Genomic DNA, 17,462 nt, shown 5'->3' with positions numbered 1-17,462 from the left:
CGGCCGCGGGGGGTCGGAGACGTGCGTCCAGGGGTGACCGCTCGGCCTTGCGGGGACCCTCCTCCGGTGCCCGACTCCCCCACCCTGACGCCGGACCCCCGCGAAGGCCTCCGGCGGGACGAGGACGCCCGGGAGCGAGCAGTCACCCCGGGTTCCATGGCCCCGCGGCGGGTTTCGGCTGGGCCCTGCCGCAATCTCCGACGGGCCGCTGCCCGCGAGCCGAGGAGACGCTCGTGCGGGGCACCGGCCCGGCCGGAACCCGCCCACCCCGGGCCAGGGGGCATACCTCACCCGCCCCCACGGGATCAGACGGCCGGGACGCAGCGGCCCTCTTCCGTGCGGTACGTCCACTGCGCCCCCTGGGCCACCAGCTCCCGCACGGCCCCCACGAACCGCTCCACGTGCTCGTCGGGCGTACCGGCCCCGAAGCTGACGCGGATCGCGTTCAGCGACCGCTCACCCGGCTCCGCCTCCGGCGCCCCGCACTCCCCCTGGGCCTGCGGCTCACTGCCCAGCAGCGTCCGCACCAGCGGGTGTGCGCAGAACAGCCCGTCCCGGACGCCAATGCCGTATTCGGCCGACAGCGCCGCGGCGAAGTGCGAGCTGTTCCAGCCGTCCACCACGAACGAGATGACGCCCACGCGCGGCGCGTCGTCGCCGAAGAGCGACAGGATCCGCACCGCGGGCACCTCCGCCAGGCCCTCGCGGACCTTCGCGATCAGGTGCCGCTCGCGAGCGACCAGCGCGTCGAACCCGGCCTCGGTCAGCGCGCGGCAGGCGGAGGCGATGGAGTAGACGCCGATGACGTTCGGCGAACCGGCCTCGTGGCGCGCCGCGGTGGTGTGCCACTCGACGTCCACGCCGCCGTCCTCGCGCCGGGCCACCTTGCGGGAGGCGCCGCCGCCCGCGAGGTACGGGTCCGCCTCCTGCAGCCAGTCGGCCCGCCCGGCGAGGACGCCGGAGCCGAAGGGCGCGTACAGCTTGTGCCCGGAGAAGGCGACCCAGTCGACGTCCAGGTCCTGGACGGACACGGGGTGGTGCGGAGCGAGCTGGGCGGCGTCCAGGACGATCCGCGCGCCGTGGGCGTGCGCGGCGGCGGCGAGCTCCTTGACCGGCCACAGTTCACCGGTGACGTTGGACGCCCCGGTCACGCACACCAGCGCCGGACCGTAGGGCTCCCGGTCGGCCAGCGCGCGCTCCAGCGTGGCGACGGCCTCGCCCGGGGTGCGCGGGGCGTTGAGGTAGGTGACCCGCGCACCCCGCCACGGCAGCAGCGAGGCGTGGTGCTCGGTCTCGAAGACGAAGACCTGGCAGTCGGCCGGGAGCACCTGGCCGAGGAGGTTCAGCGAGTCGGTCGTGGACCGGGTGAAGACCACCTGGTCGGCGGGCCGGCAGTCGAGGAACTCCGCGACCGTGACCCGGCTCTGCTCGAAGAGGTCGGTGGAGAGCTGCGAGAGGTACCCGGCCCCGCGGTGCACGCTGCCGTAGTACGGGGCGTACACGGCCACGTCGTCCCAGACCCGCTGGAGCGCCGGGGCGCTGGCGGCGTAGTCGAGGGCCGCGTAGGTGACCTCGCCGCCGGTGACGAGCGGCACGGTGACGTCCCGGCCGAGCACCTGGAGCGGCTCGACGCAGGCGATGTCACAGGCGGCGTCGCCGGAGGCGTCGGCAGCGGTGGCGGTGGCGGCGTTCAGGGAAGCGGACATGGCGGTATCTCCCGGCAGGCAGGGCTGAATGGCTTCTGGTGGCCCGTACACGGCCGGATGCGGCGGGGTACGGGAAGGCCCCGGGGGACGAAAGGTGCGTCGGCGGTACGGAGGTACGCGGACAGGACCCTGTTCCGGGGGTGAAGAAGGGGCGGACTCGCCCTATCGCATTCGCTTGCTCACGGAAAAGACTCCTCGAGAGACCAGGACCCCTGGAATCGAGGGATCCGCGCTTGCCGTAAGCCTCGCTGCCTACGGCCTGGTCATCACCCGGGGCACCCCGCCACGGAAGGAGGGTTGCCGGACAGCAAGCCGGGGCCTAAACGCTGTCACTCGTGACCTGGTCAGCATCCTGCCACATGATCCGGCACGCACAAGCCCCGGTCCGCATGTCGGAACCGGGGCCTGACGCAAAACCGACGCCCACCGCTACGCGTTGCTGGCCTTCACCCAGCGGTCCAGCGCGGCCAGCGCCGCGCCCGAGTCGATCGACTGCGCCGCGCGGGTGATGCCCTCCGCCAGCTGCTCCTCCAGCGTGCCGCTGCCCGGGTCCAGGGCCACCAGCGCCGCCGCCGAGTTCAGCAGGACGGCGTCGCGGACCGGGCCGGTCTCCCCCGCCAGCAGGCGGCGGGCCACGTCCGCGTTGTACGCGGGGTCCGCGCCCCGCAGCGCGGAGACGTCGACCAGCGGGATGCCGATGTCGCGCGGGTCGAAGCCCTGCTCGGCGACCTTGCCGTCGCGCACCCACCAGACCCGGGAGGTCGCCGTCGTGGTCAGCTCGTCGAAGCCGTCGTCGCCCCGGAAGACCAGCGCGGAGGAGCCGCGCTCGGCGAGCACGCCCGCCACGATGGGGGCCATCCGCGGGTCGGCGACACCGGTCGCCTGGGACCGTACCTTCGCCGGGTTGGTGAGGGGGCCCAGGGCGTTGAAGACGGTCCGGATGCCCAGCTCTTTGCGGGCGTGGGCGACGTACCGCAGCGCCGGGTGGAACTTGACGGCGAAGCAGAAGGTGATGCCCGCCTCCTCGGCCACCTCGACCACCCGCGCGGGGGTCAGTTCGAGGTTGACGCCGAGCTTCTCCAGGACGTCCGAGGCGCCGCTGGAGGAGGACGCGGCGCGGTTGCCGTGCTTGACCACCTTGGCGCCCGTACCGGCCACCACGATCGAGGACATCGTGGAGATGTTGACCGTCTTGGCGCCGTCTCCGCCGGTGCCGACGATGTCGACCGTGCGGCCGGGGACCTCGATGAGGTTGGCGTGTTCGTACATGGTCCGCACGAGGCCGGTGATCTCCGCGACGGTCTCGCCCTTGGCCCGCAGGGCGACCACGAAGCCCGCGATCTGGGCGTCGGTCGCCTCGCCGTGCATGATCCGGTCCATCGCCCACGCCGTGTCGTCCGCGCCGAGGTCACGGCCGGCCAGCAGGGCGTCCAGTACGGCCGGCCAGGTGCGGGCCGCCACGCTGTCGCCGCCTGCCGGGGTCACAACGTTCATGGTCCGCTCCTGATGGTCCACAGTCGATGGGTGAGGTCCCAGCCTATCCAGGCGCGGGGGACGGCAAAGAGCCCCGTCCAGTGACTGGACGGGGCTCTTGCCGTGGCGACGCTCGAACTGACCGAAATCAGTCCGTCATGCGGAGTCAGTGGTGGCCGTGGCCGCTCTGGATCTCCTTGTACTCCTCCGCCGTGGGCTTCGGGATCTGGTTGTTCTCGCCGTAGAAGCCCTTGCTCAGCTTCGCGCGGAGCTTCTCCAGGGCCTTCACCTTGCGCTCGACACCGTTCTCGTCGACCGTCGGGCCGATCTCGATCGGCTTGTACTGCTCGTACGAGGTCAGCGTGTGCAGCTGGCCCTGCGAGAGCGGCTCGTGGACCTCGACGAACTCACCGTGCGGCAGGCGCTTGATGATGCCGGTCTCGCGACCGTGCAGCACCTTGTCGCGGTCCCGGCGCTGGAGGCCGAGGCAGACGCGCTTGGTGGCGATGAAGGCGAGGACCGGGACGACGAAGAAGCCGATCCGGACGAACCAGGTGATCGAGTTGATCGACAGGTGGAAGTACTGGGCGAACATGTCGTTGCCGCCGCCGATGAGGAGCACGATGTACTCCGCGATCCAGGCGACACCGAACGCCGTGCGGGTCGGGACGTTGCGCGGGCGGTCCAGGATGTGGTGCTCGCGCTTGTCGCCGGTGACCCAGGCCTCGATGAACGGGTAGACCGCGATCGACGAGAGCACCAGCGGGAAGAGCAGCAGCGGGATGAACACGCCCAGGACGAGCGTGTGACCCCAGAGGTTGATCTCCCAGCCCGGCATCGCACGGATGAGGCCCTCGGGCATACCCATGTACCAGTCGGGCTGCGCACCGGTGGACACGTGGTCCGGGCGGTACGGGCCGATGGCCCAGATCGGGTTGATCGAGGCGATCGCCGCGATGGCCGCGATGACACCGAAGACCAGGAAGAAGAAGCCTCCGGCCTTGGCCATGTAGACCGGCAGCAGCGGCATGCCGACGACGTTCTTGTTCGTCTTGCCGGGGCCCGCGAACTGGGTGTGCTTGTGGTAGAAGACCAGGATCAGGTGGGCCACCAGCAGGCCCATCATGATGCCGGGCAGCAGCAGGATGTGCACCGAGTAGAACCGGGAGACGAAGTCGCCGCCCGGGAACTCCCCGCCGAACAGGAACATCGACAGGTACGTGCCGACGACCGGGACGGACAGGATGGCGCCCTGCATGAAGCGCACGCCGGTACCCGAGAGCAGGTCGTCCGGCAGCGAGTAACCGGTGAAACCGGTGAACATGCCGAGGAACAGCAGCAGGAAGCCGAAGACCCAGTTGACCTCACGCGGCTTGCGGAACGCACCGGTGAAGAACACGCGCATCATGTGCACGACCATCGCGGCGACGAAGATCAGCGCCGCCCAGTGGTGGATCTGGCGGATCAGCAGACCGCCGCGCACGTCGAAGCTGATGTCCAGGGTCGAGGCGAAGGCCTCGGACATCTGGACGCCCTGCATCGGCACGTACGAGCCGTGGTACACGACCTCGTTCATGCTCGGGTGGAAGAACAGCGTCAGGTACACACCCGTGAGGATGATGATGATGAAGCTGTAGAGGCAGATCTCACCGAGCATGAAGGACCAGTGGTCCGGGAAGATCTTGCGCATGTTCGCCTTGGCCAGGCCGTAGATGCCCAGGCGGCTGTCCGCCCAGTCGGCTACGCGCTCGCCGGCAGGCGCTTTGCGCTCCGTCGTTTCAGTGGCAGTGCTCATCCGCGCTCCCAGAATGCAGGACCGACGGGCTCTTCGAAGTCGCCATGCGCCTCGAGGAAGCCTTCGTCATTCACGCCGATCCGCAGCTGCGGAAGCGCGTGACCGGCCGGGCCGAAGATGACACGGGCGCCGTCGGAGAGGTCGAAGGTGGACTGGTGGCACGGGCAGAGCACGTGGTGCGTCTGCTGCTCGTACAGGCTGATCGGGCAGCCGACGTGGGTGCAGATCTTCGAGTAGGCCACGATCCCGTCGTGGGACCACTCCAGCTCCTGCTTGTCCTTGATGTCCTCCGGCTTGAGGCGGACGATCATCAGGGCAGCCTTGGCGATCTGCGTCTGGAAGTCGTGCTGGTCCTCCTCCAGGCCTTCCGGCCGGGCGAAGGTCAGCGAACCGACGACGACGTCCTCGGGACGCAGCGGCTCGTTGGTGTTGTCGTTGATGAGCAGCTTGCCCTTGGCCCACAGGGTCTTGCGGAGCTTCGTCTCGGGCAGCGGACCCAGGTCGCGCAGGATCACGACGGCGGACAGCGGCAGCATGGCCAGCGCGCCCAGCATCGTGTTGCGGATCAGGGGACGACGGCCGATGGCCGACTCCTTGGCGCCGTCGGCGAAGTCCTGCAGGACCTGCGCCTTGACCTCCGGCGGAGCGGCGATCTCGTGACGCTCAGCGGCGACCTCGACATCGGACATCAGGGTGCGGGCCCAGTGGACCGCGCCCGCGCCGATGCAGAAGAGCGCCGTGCCCAGGGTCATGCCGAGCGCGAAGTTGAGCGCGCTCACCTTCCCGATGGGGAAGATGAACACGATCTTGTCGACCGGCAGGGTCACGTACGAGGCGATGAAGCCGATCGTGGCCAGCATCGACAGCGTGAACAGCATCGCGACCGTGCGCTCGCTGCGCTTGGCCGCCCGCTCGTCGATGTCCTGGATACGGGGCTTGTGGGCCGGCAGGCCCGGGTCGGCGAACGGGTCGTCCGCCAGTGCCACGCCACCGTGGTGCGTGTCGCCCTGCTCGCTCGGCAGGTGCTTCTCTTCGGGAATGTCTTGGCTACTCATGACTTCTTGGCCTTAGCGGTGTGGGCCGCGACCCAGACGGCGACAGCGATCAGCGCACCCAGTCCGAAGATCCAGCCGAAGAGACCCTCGGACACGGGGCCGAGGCCACCGAGCTTCAGACCGCCGGGGCTGTTCGACTTCTCGCCGTTCACGTTCTGGAGGTACGCGATGATGTCCTTCTTCTGCTTCTCCGGCATGGTGCTGTCCGGGAAGGAGGGCATGTTCTGCGGGCCGGTGAGCATGGCCTCGTAGATGTGCTTCGGCTCGACGCCCTCGAGGTTCGGGGCGTACTTGCCGTGCGTCAGCGCGCCGCCCTCACCGGTGAAGTTGTGGCACTGCGCGCAGTTGTTGCGGAACAGTTCGCCACCCTTGGCGATGTCGGCACCGGCCGGGTCGTACTGCTTCTCGGCCGGCGTGATCGGACCGGCACCGAGGGACGCGATGAACGCGGCCAGCTGGTCGGTCTGCGCCTGGGTGTAGATGACGGGCTTCTTCGGCACCTGAGCGCCGGGCTGCTGGGCCGGCATGCGGCCCGTGCTCACCTGGAAGTCGACGGCCGCGGAGCCGACACCCACCAGGCTCGGGCCGTCAGAGGAACCCTGACCGCCGGTTCCGTGGCAGCTTGCGCAGCCCACGGCGTAGAGCTTCTTGCCCTCCTCGATGGCGAGGGACTGGGAGGTTTCGTCGGCCTGCGCGTTGCCCGCGGGCGCGAAGGCGGCGTACAGCCCCCCCGTGACCGCCAGGGCGAAGAGTAGAACGACGACCGCCGCCAGCGGATGGCGTCGTCGTGCGGAGAGCTTTTTCACGGATTACCCCGGTGTCAGGATCTTCTGCGTCGGTGTGTCTGGATGGAGTGCCGGGTCGGGCCCGGCGACGTGTTCGCTACTTGATCAGGTAGATCGTCGCGAAGAGGCCGATCCAGACAACATCGACGAAGTGCCAGTAGTAGGACACGACGATGGCCGACGTGGCCTGTTCGTGGGTGAACCTCTTGGCCGCGTACGTCCGGCCGAGGACCAGAAGGAAGGCGATGAGGCCGCCCGTCACGTGCAGACCGTGGAAGCCGGTGGTCAGGTAGAACACCGAGCCGTACGGGTCTGACGAGAGACTCAGGCCGTCCTTCTTGACCAGCTCGGTGTACTCGAACACCTGGCCGCCAATGAAGATCGCACCCATGACGAACGTGATGATGAACCACGTCCTGAGCTTCTTCACGTCACCGCGCTCGGCGGCGAATACGCCGAGCTGGCAGGTGAGCGAGGAAAGCACCAGGACGGTGGTGTTCGTCGCCGAGAAGGGCAGGTTCAAGGCCTCGGCCTGTTCTGCCCAATGCTCGGCGCCCATCACCGATCGCAGGGTGAAGTACATCGCGAAGAGGGCCGCGAAGAACATCAGCTCGGAACTCAACCAGATGATCGTTCCGACGCTGACGAGGTTCGGCCTGTTGACCGTCGGGTGCGTGTGCCCGGTATCTACTGTCGTTGCTGTCGCCACGACCGACATTATGTCGGTCGCTTATCCCGCCCTCACCCCGGGGGGTGCCGTTCGGAGTGTCCGGGGCGTGTGCAAGGCCCGAACGGCCCATCAGAGGCCCCTGCGAACCGATGTTGACAGGGTGTCGGACGGAGTAGCATCCGCGACATCATCAACGTGATTCATGTGACACGTGGAGGAACGAAATGCGGGCGACTGCGCGGGTTCTGCTCTACAGCGATGACGCCAACACCCGGGAGCAGGTGCGGCTGGCGTCCGGGCGCAGGCCCGCAGCGGACCTGCCGCCGGTGGAATTCCTTGAGTGCGCCACCATGGACGCCGTCCTGAAGGAGCTCGACGCGGGCGGCATCGACGCCTGCGTGCTGGACGGCGAGGCCGTACCGGCCGGGGGCATGGGTGTGTGCCGGCAGATCAAGGACGAGATCTTCCAGTGCCCCCCGGTGCTGCTGCTGATCGGGCGCCCGCAGGACGCCTGGCTGGCCACCTGGAGCCGCGCCGACCGGGCGGTGACCCTGCCGGTGGACCCGGTGGACTTCCCCGAGGCGCTGGCCGACGTACTGCGGACGCGGCTGTCCCTGAACGCCTGAAGGCTCCCGGACGTCACGGAGCGGCCCCTGGAGCCGTCGTACGGGCTTCCAGGGGCCGCTGTGCCGTTTCCGCGGCGGGGCCGGGCGTGTCGGATCCGACGGCGCCTCAGACCTGCGGACGCAGACGGGCGGCGTCGACGGGACTGCGCCCGTCCTGGGTGCCCTTGAGCAGGGCGCTGCCCTCGCGCCATTCCTTCCAGTCCAGGTTCCAGTCGCCGTAGCCGTTGCCGAAGGCGTCCATGTCGTCGCCGATGCTGTTGATCACCTTGACGATGTCGCCCTCGCTGATGTTCTCGTAGAACCAGGCGGCGTTGCCGGTGCTCATGCCGGTGCAGCCGTGACTGACGTTCTCGTAGCCCTGGGAGCCGACCGACCACGGCGCGGCGTGCACGTATTCACCGCTCCATGTCACCCGTGTGGCGTAGTACACGGGGAGGTTGTAGTACTCGCTGCCGCCGATGCCGACGGTGTCGCCGCGCATCTGGACGAAGTACTGCTTGCCCAGCACCACCTTGACGCCGTTGCGGGTGGAGAAGCCGGGCTTCCCGGTGGTGACCGGAATGGTGTTGATCACTTCTCCGTTGCGCTTGAACGTCAGGTAGTGCGAGGAGGCGTCGGTGGTGACCTCGACGCGGTCGCCGATCTCCAGCTTGAGCGACTTGGCCGCGGCGCCGTAGAGGCCGTCGCCGATCTTGACCCCCTCCAGGTTGCTCCGTACGGAGACGGTGGAGTTGGCGGGCCAGTACTCCTTGGGCCGGAAGTGGAGCTTCTTGTCGTCCACCCAGTGCCAGGCGCCCTGGACGTTCTCGGAGGACTCCACGATCAGGCCCCGTTCGACGACGGCGCGGGCCGCCTTGTCCTTGACCGGTTCGGTGAGCTCGGCGGTCAGGGGCTGTCCGACGCCGTATTTGCCCGCCTCCGGGCCGAATTCGACGTGGAGGACCTTCTTGGCCGGTGTGGTCTCGAAGGTCATCGTGCGCTGCCCCTGCGCGCCGCGTTCGTCCTCCGTGCCGACGGTGACCGTGTACCGCACGCCCGCGGCCATCGGCGCGGTGCTGTGCCAGCGGTCGCCCTTGGCGGAGAGTTCACCCGCGAGGCGGCGGCCGTGGACGTCGACGGCGCTCACGTCGGTGATCCGGCCGTCGCCCTTCTTGGCGGTGACCTCGAGCGGCCGGTCGGGGTCGACGGGGCGGCCGCCCGACGCTTGGTTGAAGGCGACCTCGTCGCCCGCGTCGTAGGGGCGGGCTGACAGCGGGTTGTCGTCGGCCGACCCGCATGCGGTGGCGCCGGCCCCGAGGGACGCGACCAGCAGGGAGCAGCCGATTACCGTCCAAAGACGCGGTGAGTGGTTCATGAGACCACGCTAAGAAGATATGTCCATTACGGCGCGCGGGGTGACTGCAAACGAGGGGCCCGGACTCCTCTTGACGAGGTGTCCGGGCCCCAAGTGGGTCACGCGCGGTGCCGTCCTACTGGTTGGCGTTCTCGCCCCGGTAGTACTCGTACACCCAGCCCCACAGACCGATCAGGATCAGCGGCGCGGAGAAGTACATCAGCCACCAGCCGAAGATGACGCCCATGAAGGCGAAGGCGCCACCGATGGCCAGGGACAGCGGCTGCCAGCTGTGCGGGGAGAAGAATCCCAGCTCGCCGGCCTCGTCCGCGACGTCGGCCTCCAGGTTGTCCTGGGCCATCTCGTCCACGCGCCGGGCCGTGAAGGCCAGGTAGTAGCCGATCATGACGCTCAGGCCGAAGGCCAGGAAGAGAGCGGTGGTTCCGACCGGTTCCTTCGACCAGACGCCGTACACGACGGCCATGATCAGAATGAACAGGGAGAGCCAGAGGAACATCCTGCCCTGGATCTTCACTTGCCGGCCTCCTTGCCGCCGGTGACCGCCTGGGGGGCCACGCCGTGGTCCGTCAGGTGGTCGAGGGCCGCGATCTCCGGGTGGTGCAGGTCGAACGCCGGGGACTCGGAACGGATCCGCGGCAGGGTGAGGAAGTTGTGCCGCGGCGGCGGGCAGGACGTGGCCCACTCGAGCGAGCGGCCGTAGCCCCACGGGTCGTCGACCTCGATCTTCTCGCCGTACTTCGCCGTCTTCCAGACGTTGTACAGGAAGGGGAGGATCGACAGGCCGAGCAGGAACGAGCTGATCGTCGAGATCGTGTTCAGCGCGGTGAATCCGTCGGCGGCGAGGTAGTCCGCGTAACGACGCGGCATGCCCTCGGCACCCAGCCAGTGCTGCACCAGGAACGTGCCGTGGAAGCCGATGAACAGCGTCCAGAAGGTGATCTTGCCCAGGCGCTCGTCCAGCATCTTGCCCGTGAACTTCGGCCACCAGAAGTGGAAGCCGGCGAACATCGCGAAGACCACGGTGCCGAAGACGACGTAGTGGAAGTGCGCGACGACGAAGTACGAGTCGGAGACGTGGAAGTCCATCGGGGGCGAGGCCAGGATGACGCCGGTCAGACCACCGAAGGTGAAGGTGACCAGGAAGCCGATCGTCCAGAGCATCGGGGTCTCGAAGGACAGCGAGCCCTTCCACATGGTGCCGATCCAGTTGAAGAACTTCACACCGGTCGGGACCGCGATCAGGAAGGTCATGAACGAGAAGAACGGCAGCAGCACACCACCGGTGACGTACATGTGGTGGGCCCACACGGTCACCGAGAGGCCGGCGATCGAGATCGTCGCGGCGATGAGACCGATGTAACCGAACATCGGCTTGCGCGAGAAGACCGGGATGACCTCGGAAATGATGCCGAAGAAGGGCAAGGCGATGATGTACACCTCTGGGTGTCCGAAGAACCAGAAGAGGTGTTGCCACAGCAATGCGCCGCCATTGGCCGCGTCGAACACATGCGCACCGAACTTCCGGTCGGCCTCCAGCGCGAAGAGCGCGGCGGCCAGCACCGGGAAGGCGAGCAGGACCAGAACACCGGTCAGCAGCACGTTCCAGGTGAAGATCGGCATGCGGAACATCGTCATGCCGGGCGCGCGCATGCAGATGATCGTGGTGATGAAGTTGACCGAACCGAGGATCGTGCCGAAGCCGGAGAAGGCCAGACCCATGATCCACATGTCGGCGCCGATGCCCGGCGAGCGGACGGCGTCCGACAGCGGGGAGTAGGCGAACCAGCCGAAGTCGGCCGCACCCGAGGGGGTGACGAAGCCGGCCACCGCGATGGACGAGCCGAAGAGGTACAGCCAGTACGCGAACATGTTCAGCCGCGGGAACGCCACGTCGGGCGCGCCGATCTGCAGCGGCATGATCCAGTTCGCGAAGCCCGCGAACAGCGGGGTGGCGAACATCAGCAGCATGATCGTGCCATGCATGGTGAACGCCTGGTTGAACTGCTCGTTCGACATGATCTGCGTGCCCGGACGGGCCAGCTCGGCGCGCATGAAGAGCGCCATGACCCCGCCGATGAGGAAGAACACGAACGACGTGACCAGGTACATCGTGCCGATGGTCTTGTGGTCGGTGGTGGTCATCCACTTCACGACGACATTGCCCGGCTGCTTGCGCCGTACCGGCAGCTCGTTCTCATACGAGTCGGCGGCGGCACCCTGAGGCTGATTGAGGATGCTCACAGTTTGTTCACCTCAGCGTTACGGGCCGGGTCGGTCTGCTTGATGCCGGCCGGGAGGTAACCGGTCTGCCCCTGTTCCGCAAGGCCCTTGAGGTGCTTGCGGTACTCCTCGGGGGAGACGACCTTGACGTTGAAGAGCATCCGGGAGTGGTCGACGCCGCAGAGCTCGGCGCACTTGCCCATGAAGGTGCCCTCTTCGGTCGGAGTGACCTCGAAGACGTTGGTGTGGCCCGGAATGACGTCCTGCTTGAACAGGAAGGGGACCACCCAGAAGGAGTGGATGACGTCGTTCGACGACAGGACGAAGCGGACCTTCTCGCCCTTGGGCAGCCAGAGGGTCGGACCCGGGTTCTTGGTGTCCGGGTTGCGCGAACCCGGGACGCCCTTGTCGTAGACGCCCTCGGCACCGGCCGGGAAGTCCTTGGTGTAGCGGTCCGGGAGGGAGGCCAGTTCCTTGGGAACCACGCCCGCCTTGGGGGTCGCCGCGTCGCCGTCGACGTTCTCGACGTAGTTGAAGCCCCAGCTCCACTGGAAGCCGATCACGTTGATCGTGTGCGCCGGCTTCGCGGAGAGGGACAGCAGCTTCGACTCGTCACGCGCGGTGAAGTAGAACAGCACCGAGACGATGATGAGCGGCACCACGGTGTACAGCGCCTCGATCGGCATGTTGTACCGGGTCTGCGGCGGAACCTCGATCTTCGTCCGGCTGCGCCGGTGGAAGATGACGCTCCAGATGATCAGACCCCAGACCAGGACGCCCGTGATGAGAGCGGCCGCCCACGACCCCTGCCACAGGGAGAGGATGATCGGCGCCTCTTTGGTGACCGGGTCCGGCATACCGAGGTTGGGGAAGTTCTTATATGAATACGAGCAACCAGTGGCGGTCGCCAGGACCACGCCCGCAGTCAGCGCCTGCAGCAGCTTCCGCCGCATCGGGCGCCGCGGCGAGCGGTCGGAGCCGTAGGGACTCACGTAGCGCCTTCCCGAGAGTCTCGGCCCGCGCGGTCGGCCGCGGCCGTGTTCGGGTCGGTCGCCGGCCCTGACGCAGGCAGGGGTTTGGATGTTTATGCGGACCAAACCCTACTGGACGCAATTTGGGGTCGCGCGGGGAGGGTGCCCAACGCGCCGCCACTGCCCCCGAAGGGGTGGATCCGCCGTACGGGGGAAGGCCCGTCTGCCCCTGAATGGCGGTGTCCGGTGGTTATCTGACGGGCCCTGACCTCGGGGGACGTCCGCTCTCTCGGGCCCTGCGGATAGCGTGGGCGGATGCCGTACTTCGACGTCGCCTCCGCCGCTCCGCTGCACCCGGTCGCCCGGCAGGCCCTGATGGCCGCGCTGGACGAGGGCTGGGCCGATCCCGCCCGGCTCTACCGGGAGGGCAGGCGGGCGCGGCTGCTGCTGGACGCGGCGCGGGAGGCGGCGGCCGAGGCGGTGGGGTGCCGGCCGGACGAACTCGTCTTCACTCCTTCGGGGACGCACGCCGTTCACGCGGGCGTCGAGGGTGCCCTGGCGGGCCGTCGGCGCGTCGGAACGCACCTGGTGGTGTCCGCCGTCGAACACAGTTCTGTCCTCCATTCGGCGGCGGCAGTCGAGTCACGCGGGGGCGGCTTCACCGAGGTACCGGTCGACCGCGGCGGCGCGGTGGACCCGGAGGTGTTCGAACGCGCGCTGCGTCCGGACACCGCGCTGGCCGCCCTGCAGTCCGCCAACCACGAGGTGGGGACGGTCCAGCCGGTGCCGGAGGTGGCCGAGCGGTGCCGGGCCGCGGGGGTGCCGCTGCTCGTCGACGCGGCGCAGTCGTTGCCGTGGGGGCCCGCGCCGGAAGGGTGGTCGCTGCTGACCGCGAGCGCGCACAAGTGGGGCGGTCCGGCGGGGGTCGGCCTGCTGGCCGTCCGCAAGGGGGTCCGGTTCGCGCCCCAAGGCCCGGGCGGGGAGCGGGAGTCGGGCCGCTCGCCCGGCTTCGAGAACATCCCGGCCATCGTGGCGGCCGCGGCCTCGCTGAGGGCCGTACGGGCGGACGCGGCGGCCGAGTCGGAGCGGTTGCGGGTGCTGGTGGACCGGATCCGGCGGCGGGTGGCGCGGCTGGTCCCGGACGTGGAGGTGGTCGGCGATCCGGTGCGCAGGCTGCCGCACCTGGTCACCTTCTCCTGTCTCTACGTCGACGGGGAGATCCTGCTGCACGAGCTGGACCGGGCCGGGTTCTCGGTGTCGTCCGGGTCCTCGTGCACGAGCTCGACGCTCACCCCGAGCCATGTGCTGAAGGCGATGGGAGTGCTGTCGGAGGGGAACGTACGGGTCTCCCTGCCGGTGGGGACGACGGCGCAGGACGTGAACGGCTTCCTGGAGGTACTGCCGGGGGTGGTGGCCGGGGTGCGGGAGCGGCTGGGGGTGGCGCCGTCCGCGCAGCCGGCGGGGTCGGCCGACTCGCTCGTCGTCGACGCGCTCGGGTTGCGGTGCCCGCAGCCGGTGATCGAGCTGGGGAACGCGATCGGGGGCGTGGCGGTCGGCGGGACGGTCACGGTCCTGTCGGACGACGAGGTGGCGCGGCTGGACATCCCGGCGTGGTGCGGGATGCGGGGGCAGGAGTACGTGGGCGAAGCCTCTGGCCCCGGCGGCGCCGGCATCGCCTACACGGTGCGGCGCCTGCGGTGACCCCGCCCCGGGGCCCGCCGGGGAGCGCTGCGCGCTGCCCCCGGCGGCGCCTCGAACGCCGGCGGGGCTGGATGTGCCCGGGGCAAACCCAGCCCGCCCGGCCGGGTTACGACAGGTGGGCCTGGACCTCGGTGGCGGCCTCCGGGCCGTAGGCCTTCGCGAAGCGCTCCATGAAGTGGGCGCGGGCCAGGGTGTACTCCTGCGTGCCCAGCGTCTCGATGACCAGCGTCGCCAGCATGCAGCCGACCTGCGCCGCCCGCTCCAGCCCGACGCCCCAGCCGAGCCCCGTCAGGAACCCGGCACGGAAGGCGTCACCGACACCCGTCGGGTCGACCTTCGCGTTCTCCTCGGGGCAGCCGACCACGATCGGGTCGTGCCCGACGCGCTCGATCTTCACGCCGTTCGACCCCAGCGTGGTGACCCGGGTCCCGACCTTGGCCAGGATCTCCGCGTCGGTCCAGCCGGACTTCGACTCGATGAGGCCCTTCTCGTACTCGTTCGAGAAGAGGTAGGTCGCGCCCTCCATGAGGGTGCGGATGTTCTCGCCGTCCATGCGGGCGATCTGCTGCGAGAAGTCGGCGGCGAAGGGGATCCCCCGCGTCCGGCACTCCTCGGTGTGGCGCAGCATCGCCTCGGGGTCGTCGGCCCCGATCAGGACGAGGTCCAGACCGCCCACGCGGTCGGCGACGGCCTTCAGCTCGATCAGCCGGGCCTCGCTCATGGCGCCGGTGTAGAAGGAGCCGATCTGGTTGTGGTCGACGTCCGTGGTGCACACGAAGCGCGCGGTGTGCAGCACCTCGGAGATCCGTACGGACGCGGTGTCCACACCGTGCCGGTCGAGCCAGGCACGGTATTCGTCGAAGTCGTAGCCGGCGGCGCCGACGAGGACCGGGCGGCTGCCGAGCTGCCCCATTCCGAAGCAGATGTTCGGGCCGACCCCGCCCCGCCGTACGTCGAGGTTGTCGACGAGGAAGGAGAGGGAGACCGTGTGCAGCTGGTCCGCGACCAGCTGGTCGGCGAAGCGGCCGGGGAAGGTCATGAGGTGGTCGGTGGCGATGGAGCCGGTGACTGCGATGCGCACGGCGTGGATGCTCCTGCGAGGGGCGGCAAGGGGACAGTCAAAGCTACCCGGTAACCGGCGAATGGCCGACCGACCGAAACTACCCCGTAGTAGGTCTTTCTTCGCATCGATTCCGCTGCTTACGGTGCCCCCATGACCTATACCGATGGCTTCGGGTACCCGCAGTACACCGCGCTCGAGCGGACCGCGGAAGTCTCGCGTCAGCCAGGATTCGCCCGGCTCCTCGGCGACTGCGCCCGCATGGCGCCGCACTGGTCGGTCCCGGCGGGCCCCCGCCCCGCCCGGGTGGCGCCCTCGCAGATCCACGGAGTGAGCGTGCCGCCCGCCTCGGCGCGGCTCATCGCCTCCACCGCGCAGTACGGGTACTGATCCTTCCGGGAACCCAGGGGAACCGGTTCCGCTCCTGTTCCGTCCCACTCGCATCACGCACGGCGAGGCAGGCAAAGGAGCGATGCGGTGACCACCGAGGATTCCGGCCCGACCGACAGGACCGAACCGGCCGACGACCCGGCCGCGGTCGAGGCCACGCAGCAGGGCGACTCAGTCCGCCGACGGCGCCCGCGCTGGGCCGTGGCCTCGGTCGCGGCCGCGGTGCTGCTCGCCGGGGGCGGTACGGCGTACTGGGCGTCCACCGCCAACGGCAGCACCGGCGCGGGCTCGAAGGCGGCGATCTCCGCGCACGACGCGGCACGCGCGGCCTCCCCCGGGTCCTCCGCGCCCCCCGCCCGGGGCATCGCGCCGGGAGAACCGGACCCGAACGGTTCAGGGGTGACCTACCGGGCCGAAGGCCCCCTCCCCCAGGGCCCGGCCGGCGCGCCCGCGTTCGCGGCGGGCGCCGACGTGACCGAGGCCGAGGTGGCCCGGCTGGCGAAGGCCCTCGGCATCGAGGGCGCCCCGCGGCTCGTGGGCGACCTGTGGCAGGCGGGCGTGGCCGGGGACCCGTCGGGGCCGCACCTCCAGGTGACCCTCAAGGCGCCCGGGACCTGGACCTTCACCCGGCACCTGGCGGGCGGCTCGGACAACTGCGAGCGCGGCAAGGACACCTGCGGGCCCGCCACCCTCCCCGGAGACGGCGCGCAGGCCCCGGGCGCCGGCCAGGCGCCCGCGCCCGGCGTGGCCCCGGGTACGGATTCCGGCGCGGCCCCGGGCACCGGCACAACCGCCTCCGGCACGCCCGTCGGCGAGGAGGCGGCGAAGGCCGCGGCGGCTCCGCTGCTCGCCGCGGCGGGCCAGGACGGCGCGAAGCTGGACGCCCGGCAGGTCCAGGGCTCGGTGCGGGTGGTGACCGCGGACCCGGTGGTCGGCGGGCTGCCCACCCAGGGCTGGACGACCACCGTGAGCGTGGGCCCGGACGGGCAGGCGGTGGCCGCGGGCGGCGAGCTGAAGACGCCGGTACGGTCCGCCGAGCAGCCGGTGGTCGGGGCGAAGGAGGCCCTGGACCGGCTGAACGCCGCGTCGGGCGGCGGGAGCGGTACGGGCACCGGACCGAGCGGGTGCGCCACGTCCGTACCGCTGGAGCCGGACTCCCCCGTCGGGCCGACCGACGTCCCGCCGTGCAATCCCGAGCCGCGCCCGATGAAGCCGCCGCGGACGGAGACGGTCCGCTCGGCGGTGCTGGGGCTGGCCCCGGGCACCGTGGACGGCAACCGCGGGCTGGTGCCCGCCTGGCTCTTCGAGGTGGCGGGCACCGGGGGCGGAGCCGGCCACACGGTGGCCCAGCCCGCCGCACGGGACGGCGCCCCCGCCCCGAAGCCGGGGCGTACGGTGCCGGGGTTCTCGTACTCCGGGGCGGACCGGAAGCTGACCGTGAACTTCTGGGGCGGGGCGTGCAGCACGTACGCCGCCGAGGCCCGGGAGAGCGCCGAGGCGGTGACGGTGAAGATCACCGACACGCCGACGAACCCGGGCGGGGCCTGCATCATGCTCGCCAAGGAGATGACCGTGACGGTGACGCTGGAGCAGCCGCTCGGCGCCCGGAAGGTGGTCGACGCGACCACGGGCAAGCCGCTGCCCCGGCAGTAGGCG

General features: G+C 69.8%; 15 protein-coding genes and 1 riboswitch. Of the genes, 4 read left to right on the top strand and 11 right to left on the bottom strand.

Annotation, left to right across the window (positions count from 1 at the left end; all coding sequences use genetic code 11):
- Positions 1–305 precede the first annotated feature (305 nt).
- The 6 genes from ABT084_RS10270 to ctaE form a co-directional block, all read right to left on the bottom strand.
- Positions 306–1,706 carry an aminotransferase class V-fold PLP-dependent enzyme gene (locus ABT084_RS10270; protein ID WP_351040463.1) on the bottom strand — a complete coding sequence of 467 codons (1,401 nt, stop codon included), beginning with the start codon at positions 1,704–1,706 and terminating at the stop codon, positions 306–308.
- A gap of 224 nt (positions 1,707–1,930) precedes the next feature.
- Positions 1,931–2,047: riboswitch (SAM riboswitch) on the bottom strand.
- A gap of 88 nt (positions 2,048–2,135) precedes the next feature.
- Complete coding sequence (gene trpD, locus ABT084_RS10265; protein WP_351040460.1) at positions 2,136–3,200, bottom strand: anthranilate phosphoribosyltransferase; 1,065 nt, start codon at positions 3,198–3,200, stop codon at positions 2,136–2,138.
- Positions 3,201–3,345: 145 nt separating this feature from the next.
- Positions 3,346–4,974, bottom strand: a complete 1,629-nt coding sequence (qcrB, locus tag ABT084_RS10260) for a cytochrome bc1 complex cytochrome b subunit (RefSeq protein WP_351040457.1) — start codon at positions 4,972–4,974, stop codon at positions 3,346–3,348.
- Positions 4,971–6,029, bottom strand: coding sequence for a cytochrome bc1 complex Rieske iron-sulfur subunit (qcrA, locus tag ABT084_RS10255; RefSeq protein ID WP_351040454.1), 1,059 nt, complete (start codon positions 6,027–6,029; stop codon positions 4,971–4,973). The genes qcrB and qcrA overlap by 4 nt, the downstream gene beginning before the upstream one ends.
- Complete coding sequence (gene qcrC, locus ABT084_RS10250) at positions 6,026–6,835, bottom strand: cytochrome bc1 complex diheme cytochrome c subunit (RefSeq protein ID WP_351040451.1); 810 nt, start codon at positions 6,833–6,835, stop codon at positions 6,026–6,028. The genes qcrA and qcrC overlap by 4 nt, the downstream gene beginning before the upstream one ends.
- A gap of 76 nt (positions 6,836–6,911) precedes the next feature.
- The gene (gene ctaE, locus ABT084_RS10245; protein ID WP_351040449.1) at positions 6,912–7,532 is read right to left on the bottom strand and encodes an aa3-type cytochrome oxidase subunit III; all 621 of its coding nucleotides are present in this window, start codon (positions 7,530–7,532) and stop codon (positions 6,912–6,914) included.
- A 176-nt stretch (positions 7,533–7,708) separates the two neighbouring features.
- Here ctaE and ABT084_RS10240 point away from each other — a divergent pair, with 176 nt between their 5' ends.
- On the top strand, positions 7,709–8,110 hold the full coding sequence (locus ABT084_RS10240; RefSeq protein WP_351040446.1) for a hypothetical protein: 402 nt from the start codon (positions 7,709–7,711) through the stop codon (positions 8,108–8,110).
- 106 nt (positions 8,111–8,216) lie between these two features.
- Here the strand turns inward: ABT084_RS10240 and ABT084_RS10235 are convergent, their stop codons facing one another.
- The 4 genes from ABT084_RS10235 to ctaC form a co-directional block, all read right to left on the bottom strand.
- Positions 8,217–9,464 carry a L,D-transpeptidase gene (locus ABT084_RS10235; RefSeq protein WP_351040444.1) on the bottom strand — a complete coding sequence of 416 codons (1,248 nt, stop codon included), beginning with the start codon at positions 9,462–9,464 and terminating at the stop codon, positions 8,217–8,219.
- A 115-nt stretch (positions 9,465–9,579) separates the two neighbouring features.
- Positions 9,580–9,978: a cytochrome c oxidase subunit 4 gene (locus ABT084_RS10230; RefSeq protein ID WP_330330035.1), complete on the bottom strand. Its 399-nt coding sequence runs from the start codon at positions 9,976–9,978 to the stop codon at positions 9,580–9,582.
- Positions 9,975–11,705: an aa3-type cytochrome oxidase subunit I gene (gene ctaD, locus ABT084_RS10225; RefSeq protein WP_351040441.1), complete on the bottom strand. Its 1,731-nt coding sequence runs from the start codon at positions 11,703–11,705 to the stop codon at positions 9,975–9,977. The genes ABT084_RS10230 and ctaD overlap by 4 nt, the downstream gene beginning before the upstream one ends.
- Positions 11,702–12,676 carry an aa3-type cytochrome oxidase subunit II gene (gene ctaC / locus ABT084_RS10220; RefSeq protein WP_351040438.1) on the bottom strand — a complete coding sequence of 325 codons (975 nt, stop codon included), beginning with the start codon at positions 12,674–12,676 and terminating at the stop codon, positions 11,702–11,704. Before ctaC ends, ctaD begins: the two co-directional genes overlap by 4 nt.
- 294 nt (positions 12,677–12,970) lie before the next feature.
- On the opposite strand from ctaC, the gene ABT084_RS10215 reads away from it, so the two are divergent.
- On the top strand, positions 12,971–14,356 hold the full coding sequence (locus ABT084_RS10215; protein ID WP_351040435.1) for a cysteine desulfurase/sulfurtransferase TusA family protein: 1,386 nt from the start codon (positions 12,971–12,973) through the stop codon (positions 14,354–14,356).
- A gap of 106 nt (positions 14,357–14,462) precedes the next feature.
- On the opposite strand, the gene ABT084_RS10210 is transcribed toward ABT084_RS10215, so the two are convergent.
- Entirely contained in the window at positions 14,463–15,437 is a 975-nt protein-coding gene (locus ABT084_RS10210; protein ID WP_351040432.1) for a carbohydrate kinase family protein, read from the bottom strand.
- Positions 15,438–15,569: 132 nt separating this feature from the next.
- On the opposite strand from ABT084_RS10210, the gene ABT084_RS10205 reads away from it, so the two are divergent.
- Together ABT084_RS10205 and ABT084_RS10200 are read left to right on the top strand one after the other, a co-directional pair.
- Entirely contained in the window at positions 15,570–15,806 is a 237-nt protein-coding gene (locus ABT084_RS10205) for a hypothetical protein (RefSeq protein ID WP_351040429.1), read from the top strand.
- Positions 15,807–15,893: 87 nt separating this feature from the next.
- A complete protein-coding gene (locus ABT084_RS10200; RefSeq protein WP_351040427.1) occupies positions 15,894–17,459 on the top strand; it encodes a hypothetical protein in 1,566 nt (521 codons plus the stop codon).
- The last annotated feature ends 3 nt before the right edge of the window (positions 17,460–17,462 follow it).

Source organism: Streptomyces sp. NPDC002138 (genome assembly GCF_040296485.1).
Taxonomy (GTDB): domain Bacteria; phylum Actinomycetota; class Actinomycetes; order Streptomycetales; family Streptomycetaceae; genus Streptomyces.
The sequence above is the reverse complement of the archived record's forward strand: the minus strand, read 5'-3'. Positions and strand labels throughout refer to the sequence as shown.

What these genes read in the sequence shown, in the direction of transcription:
- ABT084_RS10270 (WP_351040463.1), bottom strand. Translation starts at nt 1,706, where the DNA reads ATGTCCGCTTCCCTGAACGCCGCCACCGCCACCGCTGCCGACGCCTCC.
- trpD (WP_351040460.1), bottom strand. Translation starts at nt 3,200, where the DNA reads ATGAACGTTGTGACCCCGGCAGGCGGCGACAGCGTGGCGGCCCGCACC.
- qcrB (WP_351040457.1), bottom strand. Translation starts at nt 4,974, where the DNA reads ATGAGCACTGCCACTGAAACGACGGAGCGCAAAGCGCCTGCCGGCGAG.
- qcrA (WP_351040454.1), bottom strand. Translation starts at nt 6,029, where the DNA reads ATGAGTAGCCAAGACATTCCCGAAGAGAAGCACCTGCCGAGCGAGCAG.
- ctaE (WP_351040449.1), bottom strand. Translation starts at nt 7,532, where the DNA reads ATGTCGGTCGTGGCGACAGCAACGACAGTAGATACCGGGCACACGCAC.
- ABT084_RS10240 (WP_351040446.1), top strand. Translation starts at nt 7,709, where the DNA reads ATGCGGGCGACTGCGCGGGTTCTGCTCTACAGCGATGACGCCAACACC.
- ABT084_RS10235 (WP_351040444.1), bottom strand. Translation starts at nt 9,464, where the DNA reads ATGAACCACTCACCGCGTCTTTGGACGGTAATCGGCTGCTCCCTGCTG.
- ABT084_RS10215 (WP_351040435.1), top strand. Translation starts at nt 12,971, where the DNA reads ATGCCGTACTTCGACGTCGCCTCCGCCGCTCCGCTGCACCCGGTCGCC.
- ABT084_RS10205 (WP_351040429.1), top strand. Translation starts at nt 15,570, where the DNA reads ATGACCTATACCGATGGCTTCGGGTACCCGCAGTACACCGCGCTCGAG.